General features: G+C 66.7%; 13 protein-coding genes. 6 read left to right on the plus strand and 7 right to left on the minus strand.

Features of this window, described 5'->3' with window-relative positions:
* Nucleotides 1–69: 69 nt before the first annotated feature.
* The 5 genes from LFL96_RS09625 to LFL96_RS09645 form a co-directional block, all read right to left on the minus strand.
* Nucleotides 70–1,479 (minus strand): LLM class flavin-dependent oxidoreductase, encoded by a 1,410-nt coding sequence (locus LFL96_RS09625; RefSeq protein ID WP_281000514.1) that lies wholly within the window; start codon nt 1,477–1,479, stop codon nt 70–72.
* A 36-nt stretch (nt 1,480–1,515) separates the two neighbouring features.
* Nucleotides 1,516–2,754 carry an SfnB family sulfur acquisition oxidoreductase gene (locus tag LFL96_RS09630; RefSeq protein WP_281000516.1) on the minus strand — a complete coding sequence of 413 codons (1,239 nt, stop codon included), beginning with the start codon at nt 2,752–2,754 and terminating at the stop codon, nt 1,516–1,518.
* Between the two features lie 213 nt (nt 2,755–2,967).
* Nucleotides 2,968–4,038 (minus strand): ABC transporter permease, encoded by a 1,071-nt coding sequence (locus tag LFL96_RS09635; RefSeq protein ID WP_281000518.1) that lies wholly within the window; start codon nt 4,036–4,038, stop codon nt 2,968–2,970.
* Nucleotides 4,039–4,060: 22 nt separating this feature from the next.
* Entirely contained in the window at nt 4,061–5,683 is a 1,623-nt protein-coding gene (locus LFL96_RS09640; RefSeq protein ID WP_281000520.1) for a sugar ABC transporter ATP-binding protein, read from the minus strand.
* Nucleotides 5,684–5,855: 172 nt separating this feature from the next.
* The gene (locus LFL96_RS09645) at nt 5,856–6,341 is read right to left on the minus strand and encodes a hypothetical protein (RefSeq protein ID WP_281000522.1); all 486 of its coding nucleotides are present in this window, start codon (nt 6,339–6,341) and stop codon (nt 5,856–5,858) included.
* Between the two features lie 124 nt (nt 6,342–6,465).
* Between LFL96_RS09645 and LFL96_RS09650 the strand changes: the two genes are divergently transcribed.
* The 6 genes from LFL96_RS09650 (at nt 6,466) to LFL96_RS09675 (ending at nt 14,600) form a co-directional block, all read left to right on the plus strand.
* Nucleotides 6,466–7,359: a hypothetical protein gene (locus tag LFL96_RS09650; protein WP_281000525.1), complete on the plus strand. Its 894-nt coding sequence runs from the start codon at nt 6,466–6,468 to the stop codon at nt 7,357–7,359.
* A gap of 590 nt (nt 7,360–7,949) precedes the next feature.
* The gene (locus tag LFL96_RS09655) at nt 7,950–9,065 is read left to right on the plus strand and encodes a zinc ribbon domain-containing protein (protein ID WP_281000527.1); all 1,116 of its coding nucleotides are present in this window, start codon (nt 7,950–7,952) and stop codon (nt 9,063–9,065) included.
* Nucleotides 9,065–10,315 (plus strand): zinc ribbon domain-containing protein, encoded by a 1,251-nt coding sequence (locus LFL96_RS09660; RefSeq protein ID WP_281000529.1) that lies wholly within the window; start codon nt 9,065–9,067, stop codon nt 10,313–10,315. Before LFL96_RS09655 ends, LFL96_RS09660 begins: the two co-directional genes overlap by 1 nt.
* A gap of 57 nt (nt 10,316–10,372) precedes the next feature.
* On the plus strand, nt 10,373–11,944 hold the full coding sequence (locus tag LFL96_RS09665) for a zinc ribbon domain-containing protein (protein ID WP_280995036.1): 1,572 nt from the start codon (nt 10,373–10,375) through the stop codon (nt 11,942–11,944).
* A gap of 29 nt (nt 11,945–11,973) precedes the next feature.
* The gene (locus LFL96_RS09670) at nt 11,974–13,785 is read left to right on the plus strand and encodes a zinc ribbon domain-containing protein (RefSeq protein WP_280995037.1); all 1,812 of its coding nucleotides are present in this window, start codon (nt 11,974–11,976) and stop codon (nt 13,783–13,785) included.
* A gap of 86 nt (nt 13,786–13,871) precedes the next feature.
* Nucleotides 13,872–14,600: a hypothetical protein gene (locus LFL96_RS09675; protein ID WP_280995038.1), complete on the plus strand. Its 729-nt coding sequence runs from the start codon at nt 13,872–13,874 to the stop codon at nt 14,598–14,600.
* On the opposite strand, the gene LFL96_RS09680 is transcribed toward LFL96_RS09675, so the two are convergent.
* On the minus strand, nt 14,540–15,907 hold the full coding sequence (locus LFL96_RS09680) for a sigma-54 dependent transcriptional regulator (protein WP_280995039.1): 1,368 nt from the start codon (nt 15,905–15,907) through the stop codon (nt 14,540–14,542). The genes LFL96_RS09675 and LFL96_RS09680 overlap by 61 nt on opposite strands.
* Nucleotides 15,892–17,361: a HAMP domain-containing sensor histidine kinase gene (locus LFL96_RS09685; RefSeq protein ID WP_280995040.1), complete on the minus strand. Its 1,470-nt coding sequence runs from the start codon at nt 17,359–17,361 to the stop codon at nt 15,892–15,894. Before LFL96_RS09685 ends, LFL96_RS09680 begins: the two co-directional genes overlap by 16 nt.
* Between the last annotated feature and the right edge of the window lie 107 nt (nt 17,362–17,468).

A 17,468-nucleotide genomic window follows, 5' to 3' on the forward strand; every position in this document is an offset into this window, starting at 1 on the left:
CAACCCGTTGAGCGATGTAGTGATGGTTCGACGATGGTTCGATGATGGTTCGATGCTCAGGCGAGGCAGTTAATCCGCCGCTACCGCCGCGCGCGTGTGCGGCGTGTGCTGCGTGCCGTGTGTACGATAGGCTGCGCCCGGATGCGGCTCGGCCAGCCGCGGCCCCTTGCCGTGCAGTTTTTCGCGCAGCGAGCCCTGCGCGTAATCGGTCTTGTAGACGCCGCGCCGTTGCAGTTCCGGCACGACCAGGTCGACGAAGTCCGTGAAGGTTTCGTGGGTCACCGCATAGGCGAGATTGAAGCCGTCCACGTCGGTCTCCTCGACCCACGACTGCAACTCGTCGGCGATCTCCTCGGGGCTGCCCACGGACAACGGTCCCAGTCCGCCAATGCCGCCCCACTTCGCGATTTCGCGCACGGTCCACACGCGCGTTGGGTCCGCGCTCGACAGCGCCTCCACCGCGGATTGCACCGCGTTGCTCTCGACATGGCGCAACGGCTCGTCGAGGTCGTACTTCGACAGATCGATGCCGGTCCAGCCGGACATCAGCGCGAGCGCGCCCTCGTCGCTGGCATCGCGGCGATAGTCGGCGTGTTTCGCGTGCGCTTCGGCGGAGGTCTTGCCGGTGATCACGGTGTGCAGATTGAAGATCAGCACGTCGTGCGGATCGCGGCCGAACGATTTCACGCGCGCCCGGATATCGGCGACGAAGTTTTTGAGGATCGTGCGCGACGGCGCGGCGATGAAGATGCACTCGGCGTGCTGGGCGGCGAAGTCCTTGCCGCGCTTCGATGCACCGGCCTGATACAGCACCGGCGTGCGCTGCGGCGACGGCTCGCACAGGTGAATGCCAGGCACGTCGAAATACGGCCCGCGATGGCGGATCGGATGCACCTTCGACGGTTCGGTGAACACGTGACGCGCGGTGTCGCGCACTACCGCGTCGTCTTCCCACGACGCTTCCCACAGCTTGTAGCAGACCTCCAGGTAATCTTCGGCGAGCGCATAGCGTTCGTCGTGATTGGCCTGCGCGGACAAGCCGACATTGCGTGCCGCGCTGTCCAGATACGACGTGACGATGTTCCAGCCGACCCGCCCGTTGGTCAGATGATCGAGCGTCGACATGCGCCGGGCGAACGGATACGGATGCTCGTACGACAGCGAACAGGTGACGCCGAAACCCAGATGCTCGGTGACGTTCGCCATCGCCGAGACGAGCAGGATCGGGTCGTTGACCGGCACCTGTGCGGCCTGGCGGATCGCGGCCTCGCCGTTGCCGTTGAAGACGTCGTAGAGGCCAAGCACGTCGGCGATGAACAGGCCGTCGAACCTGCCGCGTTCGAGCAATTGCGCGAGCTCGGTCCAGTAACCGAGTTGCCGGTAGCGCCACGAGGTGTCGCGCGGATGCGCCCACAAGCCCGGCGACTGATGCCCCACGCAATTCATGTCGAAAGCGTTGAGGCGGATTTCCTTGGCCATGATGTGTTCGTCAGAGAAGTGCGTTGGAGTCGTCCGTCAATTCCACGGATGACGCGCCGGCTTCACGCCGTTCAGGTAGTAGTTGCCCACCAGGTGATATTTCCAGCGCACCGGATCGTGCAGCGTATGCACGCGCGCATTGCGCCAGTGCCGGTCGAGATTGTGTTCGCCGAGGGTCGATTGCGTGCCCGCCAGTTCGAACAGTTTTTCGCTCGCGAGCAGCGCGATTTCGGTGGTCAAGACCTTGGCTTCGCCGACCGCGACCGAGGCCTGCGCCACGTCGTCCTCGCTGGTCTGCGGCTGCGCGGCAAGCGCGTCGATCACGCGCGCGGCGCGTTCGAGCAGCGCCTCGGCCGCATGCAGCTGGATATGCAGATGACCGATCTCGCGCACCGTCAGCGGATCGTCGACCGCGCGTTCGACACCGCTGTCGATCCACGGCCGCGAGCGCGAGCGCACGAAGCTGAGCGTATCGTCGATCGCGGCTCTGGCGATACCGGCGTCGATCGCCGCCTGAATGATCTGCGAGACCGGACCGTTGAGCGTGGGGAAATCGGACACGCGGTGCGCGGGCAGCACCAGCGGCGCCGGCACCCGCACGTTGTCCAGCACGACGGTGCCGCTCGCGGTGGTGCGTTGCCCGAAGCCCGACCAGTCGTCGATCACGCTCAGACCCGGCGTGCCCTTCGGGATATACGCAAGCCAGCCCTTGCGGTCGGCGTCGAGTCCCAGCACGGGCACGAAGTCGGCGAACAGCGCGCCGGTCGAATAGAACTTGGTGCCGTGCACGATGTACTCGTCTGCTTCGCGCGACACGGTGGTCTTCAGGTCCAGCACGTGCTTCGTGCCCTTCTCCGAGAAACCGTTGCCGAAGCGCTTGCCCGCCAGCACCTCGCCGAAGAAATAGCGCTTCTGTTCGCCGGAGCCGGTCAGCGCGATCACGTCGACGAGACCGAAATGATTCTGCGGCAACTGGCCGAGCGACGGGTCCGCCGCCGCGATGACCTTCACGACCTCGGTCAGCGTGACGAAGGACACGCCCGCGCCGCCGTACGCCTTCGGCACCGTGATTGCCCACAGCCCCGATTGCGAGAACCAGTCGATCTCCTCGTGCGGCAGGCGGCGCTGGCTGTCGCGCGCCGCCGCGCCCTGCGCGAGACGTGCCGCCAGTTCGTGCGCGACCGCGATGGCCTGCGCGTCGTCGGCGATCACGCGCGCCGTCTGCCGGTTCGCGTCGAACGCATTCGATGTCGCCGCTTCGTCAACCTCTGCCATGTGCCTCTCCGTTTGAATGACCGTTCGCTCAATCTATCAGCGGGCACGGCACGCGCAAACTGAACGATTCGGCAATCGATATTCCTTCGGATGGCAAACGGTCAGTGTCGAAATCGCGTCACGTTTTAACGGCGCGAACGACGTTTTAGCGGCGTATGCACAACACCCACGCGCATGCTTTCATATGCCCACGTTCTTACGCGCCGCCCGGCTTCACGCACGCGATTCGCCGCGCCGCCCGACGCTGAACGTAAACGCGAGCGCCAGCACCAGCAGCACGCCCTTGATGAAATCCTGCATGTAGTACGGCGCATTCAGCATGGTCAGCCCGTTCAGCAACACGCCGACGAACACCGCGCCGACCACGGTGCCGAACACGTTGGGCCGTTTCGCGCCCCACACCGCGTAGCCCATCAGCGCCGCCGCCACCGCATCGAGCAGCAGCGAATGACCGGCGCTGACGTCGCCGCGTCCGACGCGCGCCGCGATCAGCACACCGCCGAGCGACGCAATCGCGCCCGACGCGACATAAGCCGCGATCCGGTAGCGCGCGGTCGGCGCACCCGCGAGCCGCGCGGCGGTTTCGTTGCCGCCGATCGCGTAGATCACGCGGCCCCAGCGCGTCGTCTCCATCGCGAGGCAGGCGAGAACCGTCACGCCAAGCAGGATCAGCACCGGCAGCGGCACCACGTCGAACACGCGCAGACGGCCGAGCGCCAGAAACGTATCGGAGAACACACCGCTCGCTTCCGTGCCGTCGGGCAGCACGCTGCCGGTGGCGAGCGATCTTCCGCCGGTCGGAATCAGTTGCAGACCGGCCAGCAGAAACAGCGTGCCGAGCGTCGCCAGTTGATCCGGCACACGCAGGCGCGTGATCAGCAGCCCGTTGAACAGACCCGCCGCGACACCGAGCGCGACGCAGGCCGCGACCGCGCCCAGCGCGTCGCCATGCCAGACGATCAGCACATAGCTCGCGGCCATCTGCGCGGATGCGGCCACGCTGCCCACCGAGAGATCGAAGCCGCCCGCCGCCAGCGTGATCGTGACGCCAATGCCGAGCAGCGCGACGATCGACACCGCCTGCAGAATGCTGAACAGGTTGTCGACGTTGAGAAACGCCGGTTCCTTCACCGCGAACACGACGATCGGCAACGCGAGCACGAGCAGGATGCCGGTGCGTTCGAGCTGGTCGCGCACGGCGCGTAACGTGAGACGCGACGAGCGGTCGGCGTAGGCGTCGCCCGGAATGGCTGAGGATGTGGACGTGGACGTGGCGGGTTTCATCGCGAGGGGCTTCGGCGTGTGTTCAATGCGCGGTGGCATGGGAGTCATGGGTGACGGGAAGTGCATCGAGCGTCGCGCGATCGAACCAGACGATGCGATCGGCCACCTCCAGCGCTTCCTCGATATCGCTGACGAACACCAGCGTCGCGCGCGTGGGCGCGTGCCGCCGCAACGTGTCGACGATATCGGCGCGGGCGCCGGCGTCGACGCCTTGAAACGGTTCGTCGAGTAGCAGCAGCCGGGCCGGTTCGACATGCCAGCGCGCCAGCACCACTTTCTGCTGATTGCCGCCGGAGAGCCGTGTCAGACGATCGTCGGGGCCGGTGCAGCGAATGCCGAAGGCCTGGATCGCCTCGCTGGCCGCCGCGCGTTCCGCGGCTTCGCGCACCACGCCCCGGCGGAACCAGCGCGACAGGAACGGAAAGCTCAACGTACCCGCGATCGAGGCGAACGGCACGCTGTCCGGAAACAGTGAACTGCGCCAGCGGTCCTCGCCCGCGAGAAACACGCCCGAGCGAATCGCCTGCGCGGGTGAACGGGGACGCCAGGGTTGGCCGTCGAGCGTCATCTGTCCGCTGCTCGCACGGGATGCGCCGAAGATCGTGCGTGCGAATCGCGATTTGCCGCCGCCTACGGGTCCCGCGATCGCGACGATCTCGCCGCGCTGGATATCGAGATCGAATGGCGTGCTGGTGGGCGTGAGCTGGAAATCGCGGGTGCTGAAGAATGGGACGTGCGCGGCGGCGCCTGTCTGATGAGTCGTCTTTGCACCTGTCTTCGCGGGTGGCTGCGTGTTGGTTTGCGCTGCCGTTTCAGCGGCGGCCTGCGCGCTGGCCGCATCCCCTTCCAGCGAGCTTGTCGCCACTTCAACCGCCCTGCTTCGCGCCTTCGGCAACGGCCGGCCGATCATCGTTTCGACGGCCGCATCGAAATCGATCGGCGCGCGCCGGTCGGCGACGAGGCGTCCGTCACGCACGATCGCGACACGATCCGCCACGCGCCGCAGATCGCCGAGCCGATGCGAGACCAGCAGAATCGCGACGCCGTCATCCCGCAACGGCGCGAGGCGCGCGAACAGTCGTTCCGCTTCGGCGGCCGACAGACTCGCGGTGGGCTCGTCGAGAATCAGCACTTGCGGATGCGACGCCAACGCACGCGCCAGCGTAACCAGTTGCTGGCTCGCCAGCGACAAGGTACCGAGCGGTGCGCCCAGCTCGACCTCCAGCCCGACCCGCGCCGCCAGTTCACGCGCGGCTTCACGCCGGGCCGCGGGCGGCACGCGCCATCGCGAGCCGGAATCGCACAGCCGGTCGAGCAGCAGATTGTCGGCGATGGAAAGCGACGGCACGACCGCGTCGGCGATCGACTGATGCACGGTGGCAATGCCGAGACGCTTCGCCGCTTGCGGCGACTCCGGGCGGAATGCGCGGCCCGCGAGCGTCAGCGTGCCGGCGTCGGGCGCATACACGCCGCTCAGTATTTTCACGAGCGTGGATTTGCCCGCGCCGTTGGCGCCCATCAGCGCGACGACCTCGCCGGCATGCATCGACAGATCGAGGTCGGCCAGCGCGACGGTCGCGCCGAAGCGTTTGGTTATCGCGCGTGCGGTGAGGATCGGTTCGCCGGGACTGTTTCGCAAGCTCATGCGTATCCTGACTGGGACGGGCTGGGATCAACCCCGGATACTAAGGCGCTTCGAAACGATCGGAAAACAAGCAAAAGTGATTAGCTTTGCAGCGATGACGACGCGAGCGCGACCGTCATGGCGGTCATGACCTCGCGCGTTCGCCGCGACGACTCACCAGTCCATCAGTCCACTACCCCAGATTGAACGTAATGATCTTCACCGCCACGTCCTTGCATGCCTTGTCGTGACAGATGCCGCTGAACCAGATTTCGCCGCCGCCGATCATCACGCCCTGATCGCGCGTGAACAGCGTCGCGTAGGTCTGTTTCGCGACCACATCGACGAGCGCCGGCGTGAAGATCTCGTCGTAATGCGCGATGAAATCGCGCGGCGTGCGCAGCGTGACCTTCTTGCCGTGCAGCGTGACCTTGATCGGATACTTGACCATTCCGGCGACGGCCGGTTTGTCCGCATGCGCGACCGCCTGCTGCAATTGCTGGAAGAACTGCTTGTACGGTGCGTGCGTGCCGAACAGATCGTCCATCCGCGAATCGACTTCCTGATCGGTCTGCGCGAACGCGGGATGGACGTTGCCCACGGTGAGCGCAATGACGAACAGCGCAGCGGCGATCGATGACAGATAGCGCGGACGTCGGTGTGTGTTGTGGCGATTCATGTGGGGCAGTCTCGTCGTGACGCGGCGTGGCGGGATTGATCAAACCGGCATCATGCCAGCAAAATACCGGTCGGGAAACGCACAGCGATGCGTCGTTCCCGGCAACCTTGCGGGAGAAAAAACAATGCAGGCTCAGCAGCCGCCCCTACCGACGCCGCCCGATCGCGTGATAACGCTCCCGGCCACGCCGCTCGCCTCACTCACCCCTTGCTTCGGCGTACCCGACCTGTTCACCACCAGACTGGTCTATCTCGTCATGATCGTGCTGTTCGGCGGCTTCATGATCGCGCTGCCGGTGGCCTTCGCGTACGACAAAACCGTGCATATGGATGTCGTCGGCGTCCTGCTGATTCTGCTTCTGCTCGCGGCATTCGGCTGGGTACTGTCGATTCCGGTGCTGGCGTGGCGCAAGGCCGGCGGCTGGTTCGTCGTCGATGAACACGGCTTTCGCTACGGCTTCGGCCCACAGCAGGGCAACGACCGCGCCGGCGTGGAGACGCGCGTCGACTGGACAGACGTGGTCGGTCAACCCGGCCTGCGCTATGACGTGACGACGGAATTCACCGGCCGCAAGTCGATGGTCAAGGAGCTGCGTTTCTGGCAACGCCTGCCGTCCGGCGAACAGGTCGAGCGGCGTTTGCCGTTAAGGCTGGCCGACGGCATGCTCTGCATGCGCTTTCGCAATCAGCGCGAGTTGCTGCGCGCCGTGCTGCGCGGGCTGGCCGGCCGCCCGGGATTGCGCTTCGACGCGAACGTGTTTCTCGACGCCTGCATCGACCCGGACACCTGGCTGCCGATGCGCCGGCCGCGTCTCTATGAAACCCTGTCCATCGTGCTCGCGTGCGTGGCGGTCGGCGCGTTCATCTGGATGACCGCCACGTCGTGGCCGCTCTGGCTCGTGATCACGCTGGCGTTCGCCGCGATCCTGCTGATGTGCATCCTGCTGGCGAAGCATTGGTCGCGCGTCTATCCGAATCTCGAAGGCGTGCTGGGGTTTCGCGAAAGCGAGCCGTTCTGAAGCGCGGCCATGCCGGGTCATCAATTCGAGCATTAATTTCCGATCCGCGTTTAGATCCGCGTTTCGATCCGCGCATTGAATTACGCGCGGTCTTTTTTATGAGCCGGTCTTCCCGTTGTCGTATTCCCGGCATAAAATCCGCCGCACACATCAATATCGAAGCCATGCGCGCGCGGCGGTAAAGACGGGGTTTTAGCGCGTTGCAATGAACTGAGAGAGACCAGAAGAATGCGCCGTACATACATCACGCCGATTGCGCGCGGGGCCCTGCCGCCGCGCGCACCGTCCCGAAGCCTCCGGGCTGGCCCACGCCAGCCGTCCGGATCGCGCACCTAGTCCGCACGGCCTCGAAAGCCCGATAGCCCCGACAGGCTCGATAACCGGTTAGTCGAATAGCCCGCGCCATTGGCGTGCGCATTGCCGCCAATTCGACGAATCGATTAATCGCGCATCGAGTCATTGACGAGCGCACCATCAAGTTTTCCGTTTCGGCGCCGTAATGTCGCATTGGCGCGCGTTTCGTATTGCGCCGAAGGTTTTCCATAAGGACCCCGCCGGTCCATCATTAAAAACTGTTTTCCGGGGAAAAGATGTCATCATCGAAAGACGCGATTCACGGATCGCTGGTTGTGCTCGAAGCCGTCGACGCCGCACGCAATACGCGGGCGATCACGCTGTTCCTCGGTTGTGCGATTTCGGCCTTGATCGTGGCCGGCGTGTTTGCCACGGCCGCCACGGGACTCGTCGCCAACGACGCGGTGGCGATCGGCCTGCTGTTCAGCGGTATCGGCTGGTTGTGCGCGTTGATCCTCGTCGCGACCGGCGTATCGGCGGCCGGCAAGATCCTGATGGACCAGATCCAGCAACGCCCGCCATTGAGCACGCGCGCCGCGCTGATGGCCGGCCTGCTGACGCTGCCTAAACTGCTCGGCGTCTTCCTGATCGAAATCGCCGCGTTCGTCGTCTTCATGATCGCGCTCGCGATCGTGCTGCTCGTCTGCAAGATCCCGGTGCTCGGGCCGTTGCTGTACACGGTCGTGTACCCGCTCGCGTCGGTCGTCGCCGGCATGCTGTGGTTCACCTTCGTGTTCATCGTCAATCCGCTTGCCGCGCCCGCGTTCTGGGAAGGCTACGGCGTGCGCCAGGCGCTCGGCGTGCTCGGTCTGAATCGCGGCGCGTTGAACATCGGCCGTCTGTTGCCGCCGATCGTGCAGCAACTCGTGCTGCTGCTCGTCGTCGGCGTGGTCGCCTTTATCGCCTCCGCGATCCTGTTCAGCGGCTCCGCGTTCGTCGCCGCGCTGGGCAGCGGCATCATCGGCTTCCGCTCGAACGTGTACTCGATGTTCTCCGGCGGTGTGGGCGGCATGAGCGGCTATCTGTTCGCGACGCTGGCCGGCGTCGGCATTCTGGCTGCGCTCGCCTACACGTTCCCGCTGATGGTGTATCTCGCCGGCACCTGCCGCATTTTCCTGAATCTGGCCGCGAGCCAGGCAGGTCCGACCGGCCCGGCATTGACCGCGACGCCGTACGCACCGGAGCCGATCGGCCCGATGCCGACGGCCGGCGAATCGGACGCGCTGACGCCGCCCACGTCCGCGACGCAAGCCACCACGGCCAGCCACGCCTGCCCGCAGTGCGGCGCTGCCGCCGAACCGGGCGACGTATTCTGCGGCGAATGCGGCGCCGATCTGCCGCGAGGCGCGTAATGGCGAAGTTCTGCGTTCAATGCCGCGCGACGCTCGATGCCGACGCGAAGTTCTGCGACGCGTGCGGCACGCCGGTTCGTCCGCCGCGCGCCGCGCAGCAGGCGGTGAGCGCGCAAGCTCACGCCACGTCGCGCGCGCAGCCCGGCATGGCGGCGAGCGCCGGATCGCCGGCGCCGCTGCCCGCGCCGGGTGCCGTCGAGATCGACTGGCGCAAGACCGCGCGATGGGGTGGCGCCGCGCTGGCTGGACTGGCCATCGCCGGCGGCCTTGCCTTCTGGCTCACCCAACCGCCCGCCACGCCCACGCCCGCGGACATCGAAACGCTGCTCAACGCCAACCCGGCGAAGGTTGCGCAAGCAACCTGCCTGAGCAATTTCGACTACGGCAAGAATCCTGTGAACGTCGGTGGTTTCGACATCGGCACGCAGCGGTGGATGGCCGTGCTGACGCAGGCGGGTCTCTACACGCCGCCGCAACGGGTCAACGACAACGCGATCTTCGGCGGTAGTCTGCAGTACGCGCACACGGCCGAAGGCGAACGAAAAATCCACGACGGCAAGCTGTGTTTCGCGGAGGGCCTGTCGGTCGCGTCGGTGGAATTCGCCAAGCCGGTCAAGCTCGGCAAGCAATGGCACACGCGAGGCGTCTACTGGTACGCCTATCGTCACGCCGACGCATGGATCCAGACGCCCGCGGCGCAAGGCGCGGTGCCCGAGCGCTTCGCGGATCTGCCCAGGACCCGTAGCATCGCGCTCGTCAAGGGTGAGCACGGCTGGGAAGTCGACAACGCCACCGGCTACGGCTATGCCGCGAACGGCGATAAACCGGACGCAGCGGACGCAGCGGACCCAGCGGACGCGACGGACTCGCCGGCCGGCACCCTCGCACGCCGTGCGCTCCAGCAGGCGAACGCCAATGCCCAAACCGACGACGAAGCCGCCGGCGACATCGGCCTGTTCGCCCGGCTTCGCTCGATGGTGTCCGGCCTGTTCGGTTCGAATCCCTCGCTGATGGGGAAATGGCGCGACGACAACGACAAATTGGGCATGCTGGAATTCAAGCCCGACAGCGCGTTGCTGCAAGGCGCACCCGTGCCCGTCAGCTATGAAAAAGACCGCGCCGACAGCAAGCGCATCCGCGTGAAGATCGCGGACGGCTCGACGCTCGCGACCATCCAGCTGATCGACGACGATCACCTGTACCTCTCCTTCGGTTTTTTCGGCAAGGCGCGTTTTCATCGCGTCGGATGACGCGGCGCACCCCGAGCTTCATCCCCGAATGCCCGATCACGATCATTGAGACCTAGCATGCGTTGTCAGAAATGCGAATCGACGAATAGTCCGTCCGCCCGGTTTTGCAAACAGTGCGGCACGCCGTTGCCGCGCGGTGAGGAAACATCCGTTCCCGCGCCGGAGCAACCGCGGGCGCAGCCGCTGGAGCAACAGGCATTCAGCGAACCCGCGGCAGCGCCCTGCCCGCAATGCGCGACGCCGCGCGTGGGCGGCAAGCGCTTCTGCCGGCAATGCCGGTTCGATTTTTCGACGCTGGATGCGCCTGGCACGGCCACGCCTGGCGTCACGGTGACGCCGGCCGACGAACAGGCGCGTGCGGAGGCTGAAGCAAAGGCGGAAGTCGAGGCCAAGGCAGACGCCGCGCGACGTGCATCTGAAGCACGTGCGGCAGCGCAGTCGGAAGAAGCGCGTGCGGTGGAACAACGCGAGGCTGAAGCACGTGCCGCTGCGCAGGCAGAAGCGGAGCACGCGGCCAGGCAGAACGTTTCGGAAACGCCCGCTGCGGACGCGCAACAGCTTTCGCAGGAAGCTCGCCCTGTCGAGACCTGCCCGCAGTGCGCGACCGTGCGCGTTGCCGATAAGCGCTTTTGCCATTCGTGCCGTTTCGATTTTGTCGAACACAAGGCATATGAGACCGCGCCCCTGGCGCCCATCGTCGAGACGGACGAGACTCGGGAGCCGGTTCCGGCAGCCGCATCGTCCGGGGAACCCACGCCAAGCGAATCCGCGACGATTGCATCGCCGGCATCGAGCGAATCGCAGTCCACCTCGTCCGCGTCGGGTTCCTTACCCGAGACGCGGGCGAACTCCGCGAGCGCCCCCGACAGGAAGTCCAGCAAGGCGCTGGTGATCGGCGTGTCGGCGGTGGCCGTTCTGGCTGTTGCGATCGGCGCGGGCCTGTTCATCCGCTCGCAACACGTGGCGCATGCCACCGCCGAAGCGCTCGACACCGGCGCTTCCTCCCCTGTCGCGACAACCGGTAGCGGCGGCGCATCCGGTACGCCGGTCGTTTCCGCCACGCAGGATGTCAATGGCGCGTCCGGCACGACGCTTCAATCGAACGCCGGCGGCCCCGCGAACGTGGTCGACTCGGCCGCGGCATCCTTGCCGGCGGTCGATGCGACGCCTATCGCCGCCACGCCGTCCACACAACCGTCGATGCCGCCCTCGCCCACGCAAGCGCTCACCCAGGCGCCCACGCAAACCGCCGCGCAAACGCCGCCTCAAACGCCTGTCGACGGCACACCGGTTGCTTCCACCAGCGCATCGGCAAGCAACACCCCGCACGATGTCGCGGCCGCGCTGAACGCACCACCGGCACACGCGAAACCGCCGCGCAAACCGGCCACGCAGCCTGTCGGATCGACCGGCTCGCCCGACGCCGGCCAGAACGCCACGATCCGCGCGGCGATCGCCGGCAGTCTCGCCGACGGCAACGGCTGCTTCGGCAGCAAGAAGTACGATTGTGCGATCTCGAATGCCGATGCCGTCCTGCGACTCGACCCTCACAACAGCGCGGCGCTCTCGCTGCGCCGTCGTTCGAAGTCGGCGCAGGAAAGCGCGCTGAACAGCATGTCGATCGAATGATCCCGCAATGATCCCGTCCGGAGTCCGCCATGTCGTATGAGTTCAGTTCCGAAGGCGACCGCCTCAATCTGCCCAATCCGTTCCGGGTCGAAAACTGGTTCCGCTTTGCCGCCGCGCTGCTGCTGTTCGTCGGCGGTCTCGCGGCGCTGCTGCTGAGCCGCCATAACCTCGCGGCGCATCGCGGCGCTCTGGCATTCCTGCCGCTTGCCATGGGCGTCTTCCTGCTCGGCAGCGGCATCAACTACGCGCGCATCGGCATGATGCAACTGCGCTTCTACTTCGGCCGCGGTCAGCCGCTCGGTCTCGCCGGCGAAATTCCCGCCAGCAATCAGGACGGCGTGATGAACGGCGCCGCCAATCTGCAGGAACGCATGCGTTCCGGCGCCTTGTGGTTCGAGGAGCCGAAAGGCGCGCTCAACGGCCTGCTGTATTCGCTGATCCCCGCGCTGATCTACGCGCCGGTGCCGATCCGCCGGCTCGCGCAGTCGCAATTCGAATCGGGTCTCGCGCTGGTGGCGACGCTGCTGAGCTTCCTGATCGCGACGATCGGCTTCGACAGCAGTTCGGACCGCACCTGGGTCGCGCTGCTGTTCTTCGGCTTCGCGTTCTTCCTGCTGCTCAAGCCGATGGAGCAGCAAGGCCATCAGACGACCCCGCTCGGCCCGGCCGGCTTGATCGGCCTGCTGCTGATCGCCGTGTTCGCGCCGATCGTCGTGCCGCTCATGTCCGCGCATCTGCCCGATCTGAGCTGGCTGCCGCTCACCACGCAGACCTTCGCGCTGCTGCTGTGCGCAATCGTAGCGGTGCTGCTGTTCTTCGTCGCGCTGATCCGTCAGACCGTGGTGGCGCCCAAGACCAGCATGGGCAGCGAACTGGCGACGGTGTCGCTGAACGGCCAGCCCAAGCAACTGCTCGACGAACTCGAGCGTCACATGCAGCGCCGCTGGGTCGAACAGATTCCGAACCGGCGCTATGCGCGCCAGACGCCGGATGTCACCGGTCAATCGGGGCAATTCACCGGCCAGCTGTTCGAAGAGACCCAGCCGTTGCCGCGCGAGGACATGCGTCGCGTCGATCTCAAGCGCGCGTTCACCGAGCCGCGCTATCGCTGGCTGGTCAGTCTGAACGCGTTCGGCGTCGCGCTGGTCGCGCTCGCCGTGATCTGTCTGCTGTGGTTCGCCGCGGAGTTTTCCTCGGCCTATGGCGACGATCGTTCCGCGGTCCTCGGCTGGGCGACCTTCGGCAGCGCGATGCTCGCGGTCGGCGCCTTCTGCCTGCGCGCCGGCCATATGTTGTGGGCCCGCTTCGACTTTCTGTCGAAACTCGTGTGGGTACAGTTCGACGGCAATTTCCAGCGCTCGAAAATGAACCTCGGCTCGCAGTTCACCGATCGCGTGCGGACCGAAAGCGATGTGGTCGCGGTGCACGACATGTCGGTGCGCGTATGGGTCGCGGAAATCGATTCCGTGACCTTCGGACGCGATCACCGCCGGATGATCGTCGGCATGCGCGGCCTGCCCGACGAAGCGCGCGAGTTGCGCACGCTGCTCGAACAATGCGCGCAGCAGCAGACCGTGGTGGTGGCGCCGACCTCGCAGCGCGACATCGAGAAGATCGCGCTGTCGGGTTCGCTGAACAAGGTCAGCGATTCAGGCGGCGCCGGTCTGCTACCGGAAAAACTGCGTGACGCGCTGGGCGGCAATGCCGCCGCGGAGCACGGCACGCAGACGCCAGCACACACGCAGACGCCGGCACCGTCCAAGCCGCAATGCAAGGCCTGCGGCGAGACGCTGGAGCCCGGTTCGCGCTTTTGCGCCCACTGCGGCACGGCCGTCGGCTGATGCAGGGTGCAGGTGCAGGACTGAGATTGATCAAGACTAAGGCTGACGCGGCCACGTCAGCGCATCGACAAAAACAAGAGGAAACCATGCACGTTACCCAGATTTCGACGCGTCTCTTCGCGAGCGTCACCCTCACCGCGATGCTGGCGGGTTGCGCGACCGAAGGCGGCCCTTCGCCGCTCGCCAACCTCTCCTGCAACCCGGCGATCGCCGCGGTGGCGGGCGGCGTGCTCGGCGCGGTCGTCACCGGCGGCAACAAGGTGGCGGGCGCGGCGATCGGCGCGGGCGTCGCGGCGCTGCTCTGCGCCGCCGTCGATTACGAGGCGAAACAGATCAAGACCGCGCAACAGGCCCAGGCCGACTACCGGAGCGCGCACAACGGCCGCCTGCCGGACCAGGCTTCGCTGGTGAAATACACGACGTCGTTCACGCCGTCGTCGATCTCCGCCGGCGACAAGGCCACGCTGAATTCGTATATCGAAGTCGTCAAGGGCCGGCAGGATGCGACCGATCCCGTGATCGAGGAAGAAGCGACCATCTACAAGCCGGACGGCAGCGTCGCCAAGTCCGTGCGCAAGCCGGTCGCGAAGACGGCGTCGGCGGGCGCGTTCTCCAGCAGCTTCACCATCCCGATGCCGCAAGGCGTGCCGCAGGGTGCGTATCCGGTCAAATCGACGCTGTACGTGAACGGCACGGAAGTCGCCGAGCGCAAGGTCGCGCTGCAGGTCGTGGCGAGCGCATCGATCGGCACGACCTACGCGTTGCTGGAGCCGGCCTCGCCCTCGCGCCCCGGCTCCACCTCGTCGATGCCATAACGCTTGAGCTTCGCGTAAAGCAACTGGCGGTTTACGTTCAGCCGGCGCGCGGCATCGGTGCGGTTGTTGCCGCTGTGCCGCAGCGCGCGGCGGATCAGCATCTCCTCCAGACGCGCGAGCGCCGACGGCAGGTCTTCGTCGGGCCAGTCGAATTCCAGCGCCGGGTCTTGCGGCGAGCGTGCGTCGCGTAGAAACGCGAGGTCGGTCGCGTGGATGTACTCGCCGCGCACCATCACCGCCGCGCGCTCCATCGCGTTCTTCAGTTCGCGCACGTTGCCGGGCCAGCCGAAGCGGATCAGCAACGCCGCCGCATCCGCCGAGAGCCGCTTGCCCGTGGCCGCGCGCGTCAGAAAATATTCGGCCAGCGGCACGATGTCGGCGATCCGCGCGGACAGCGGCGGCAGATGAATCGGCACCACGTGCAGCCGGTAGAACAGATCCTCGCGGAACGTGCCTTCGCGCACGCAGCGCAGCAGATCGCGGTGCGTCGCGGCGATCACGCGCACGTCGACCGGCACCGGTTTGCCGCCGACCGGGACCACTACCCGCTCCTGCAACGCGCGCAATATCTTGGCCTGCATCGCGATGTTCATGTCGCCGATCTCGTCGAGAAACAGCGTGCCGTGCGCGGCCTGGCGGAACGCGCCGTCGCGCTCCGCGTTCGCGCCGGTGAACGCGCCGCGCACGTGACCGAACAGCTCGCTCTCCAGCAGATCGCCGGGAATCGCCGCGCAATTCACCGCGACGAACGGCCGCTCGTGACGCAGGCCGTGCTCGTGAATCGCACGTGCCACCACCTCCTTGCCGGTGCCGGTTTCGCCGGTGATCAGCACGGTCGCGTCGCTGTCGGCGAGCACGCCGATGGTCTTCTGCACGGTGCGCATCGCCTCGCTCGAACCGATGATCGCGTCGGCCTGCGCGACCGGCGAACTCGCGCCCGGCCCGGCCACGCTCGACAGCATGCGTTGTAGCACCTGCGCGAGATCGGCCCGGCCGATCGGCTTGGTCAGGTGATCGAACGCGCCGAGCCGCATCGCCTCGATCGTGTTCGACGCGGTGGCGTGCGCGGTCAGCACCGTGACGGCCGGCGCGCCCGGCCGCCCGCGCATGCGGCGCAGCACTTCCAGTCCGTCGATGCCCGGCATGCGCAGATCGAGAATCATCGCGCTCACTGGCTCGGTATCGAGCAGTTCGAGCGCCCGCAAGCCGTCGGCGGCGAGACAGGCGGTGTGGCCGAGGTCGATCACGACTTCGGCGAGCGCGTCGCGCATGGTGGCGTCGTCGTCGACGATCAGGATGTGGGGCATGGCAAGGTGATCTCGAAAGTAGTGCCGTATTCGGTCGACGTGAAACGGGCGCCGCCGCCGTGCGCGACCGCGACTTCCCGCACGATGGACAGCCCCAGACCCGTGCCGTCCGGCCGTCCGGTGACGAACGGCTCGAACAGGTGGTCCTGGATATCGGCGGGCGGTCCCGAGCCTCGATCGTGCACCGACAGCACGAGGGCACCGGCACGGCGCTGCGCGGCGACGTCGATGTGGCTGCCGGGCGGCGCCGCGTTGATCGCGTTCAGAATCAGATTGTCGAGCGCGCGTTGCAACTGATCCGGATCGAAGCGCGCCTCCTGCCGTTCGGCCGAACTGGCGATGCTCAGATTTTTCGCCGCCGCGCGCTCCGCATGCTGGGCCACGCACGCGTCGAGAAACGCGCCGACTTCGATCAGCTCGCGTTTCGGTTCGTCGTGTTCGGTGATGCTCAAGAGGCGCCGCACCAGCGCGTCGAGCCGTTCGATCTCGCCGAGAATCACGCGCAACGCCTGCGGCTGCCGCTCGGCGCCGCCCGCCACCGCGCTCTCGGCCTTCAGCCGCATCGCCGCGATCGGGTTGCGGATCTCGTGCGCGACACCCGCCGCGACCCGGCCGATCGCCGCGAGCCGCTCGGCGGTCGCCATCTGCCGCGCGAGCGTATCGCCGCGCTGCCGGGCGGCCGAGAGCCGCCGGCCCGCTTCGTTCAACGCGAGCACGATGCGGTCGAGTTCGCGTTCGCGGGTCGGCGGCAAGACCGGCAGGTCGGCGACGTCGTACGAATTGAGCGCGGTCTCGATCTGCGCGACGTGGCGCGACCACGTCATCGTCAATTGCGTGAGCAGCGCGGCGGCGATCAGCACCGTCACCAGCAGCACCGCCTGCCCCGCCATCAACTGGTAGTAGCTGCGGCCGGCGAACGTGAAGGTCCACGTCATGGTCCACGCGGTCAGATGCGGCACCGGTCCGGGCAACGGACAGGCGGCCATCAGCAGGGTTTGCGAGCGCGCGCCGTAGCGGTGGCTCGCCGCGTGATCGCTGCTGAGCGCCGCCGCGTTGATCTCGCGGATGCGTGGCAGTTCGCCGCCGGGTGGATCGGTGCGCGGCGCGGCGCCGTCGTAGGTCGGAAAGGCGTAGGCGAGCGAACCGGTATCCGCATGCCAGATGCCGCCCTGGATGCCCTGCCGGTTGCTCAGGACGCTCTGCACCAGCGCGGTCAGACGGCCGCGCGCGGCGGCGTCGTTCAGCGTGGGCGACGCGCCGGCCCAGTCGGCGCTATGCAGACGGTAGGCGGACACGATCGCGTCGCACGCGCGCGCGTTTTCGGCGGCGGCCTGGCCGACCTGCGCCGCCGCCGATTGATGGAACAGCCCCACCATCAGCCAGGCGGTCGCGCCCGCCGCGACGACCAGCAGTGCAAGCAGCACGATCAGCCGGCCGCGTAACGATCGAAGCATGTTGTTGTCCTGTGATGTTCGTGGCGGTCTCCGTCCGCCGCGCTCCCTGATGCGAATGGTATGCCAGCGCGAATCCATCGTACCGCGATGGATGGCGCGGCGGTCCT

This window comes from Paraburkholderia sp. D15 (assembly GCF_029910215.1).
GTDB lineage: Bacteria > Pseudomonadota > Gammaproteobacteria > Burkholderiales > Burkholderiaceae > Paraburkholderia.

What these genes read in the sequence shown, in the direction of transcription:
- LFL96_RS09685 (WP_280995040.1), bottom strand. Translation starts at nt 17,361, where the DNA reads ATGCTTCGATCGTTACGCGGCCGGCTGATCGTGCTGCTTGCACTGCTG.
- LFL96_RS09680 (WP_280995039.1), bottom strand. Translation starts at nt 15,907, where the DNA reads ATGCCCCACATCCTGATCGTCGACGACGACGCCACCATGCGCGACGCG.
- LFL96_RS09650 (WP_281000525.1), top strand. Translation starts at nt 6,466, where the DNA reads ATGCAGGCTCAGCAGCCGCCCCTACCGACGCCGCCCGATCGCGTGATA.
- LFL96_RS09670 (WP_280995037.1), top strand. Translation starts at nt 11,974, where the DNA reads ATGTCGTATGAGTTCAGTTCCGAAGGCGACCGCCTCAATCTGCCCAAT.
- LFL96_RS09630 (WP_281000516.1), bottom strand. Translation starts at nt 2,754, where the DNA reads ATGGCAGAGGTTGACGAAGCGGCGACATCGAATGCGTTCGACGCGAAC.
- LFL96_RS09635 (WP_281000518.1), bottom strand. Translation starts at nt 4,038, where the DNA reads ATGAAACCCGCCACGTCCACGTCCACATCCTCAGCCATTCCGGGCGAC.
- LFL96_RS09625 (WP_281000514.1), bottom strand. Translation starts at nt 1,479, where the DNA reads ATGGCCAAGGAAATCCGCCTCAACGCTTTCGACATGAATTGCGTGGGG.
- LFL96_RS09675 (WP_280995038.1), top strand. Translation starts at nt 13,872, where the DNA reads ATGCACGTTACCCAGATTTCGACGCGTCTCTTCGCGAGCGTCACCCTC.
- LFL96_RS09665 (WP_280995036.1), top strand. Translation starts at nt 10,373, where the DNA reads ATGCGTTGTCAGAAATGCGAATCGACGAATAGTCCGTCCGCCCGGTTT.
- LFL96_RS09640 (WP_281000520.1), bottom strand. Translation starts at nt 5,683, where the DNA reads ATGAGCTTGCGAAACAGTCCCGGCGAACCGATCCTCACCGCACGCGCG.
- LFL96_RS09655 (WP_281000527.1), top strand. Translation starts at nt 7,950, where the DNA reads ATGTCATCATCGAAAGACGCGATTCACGGATCGCTGGTTGTGCTCGAA.
- LFL96_RS09645 (WP_281000522.1), bottom strand. Translation starts at nt 6,341, where the DNA reads ATGAATCGCCACAACACACACCGACGTCCGCGCTATCTGTCATCGATC.
- LFL96_RS09660 (WP_281000529.1), top strand. Translation starts at nt 9,065, where the DNA reads ATGGCGAAGTTCTGCGTTCAATGCCGCGCGACGCTCGATGCCGACGCG.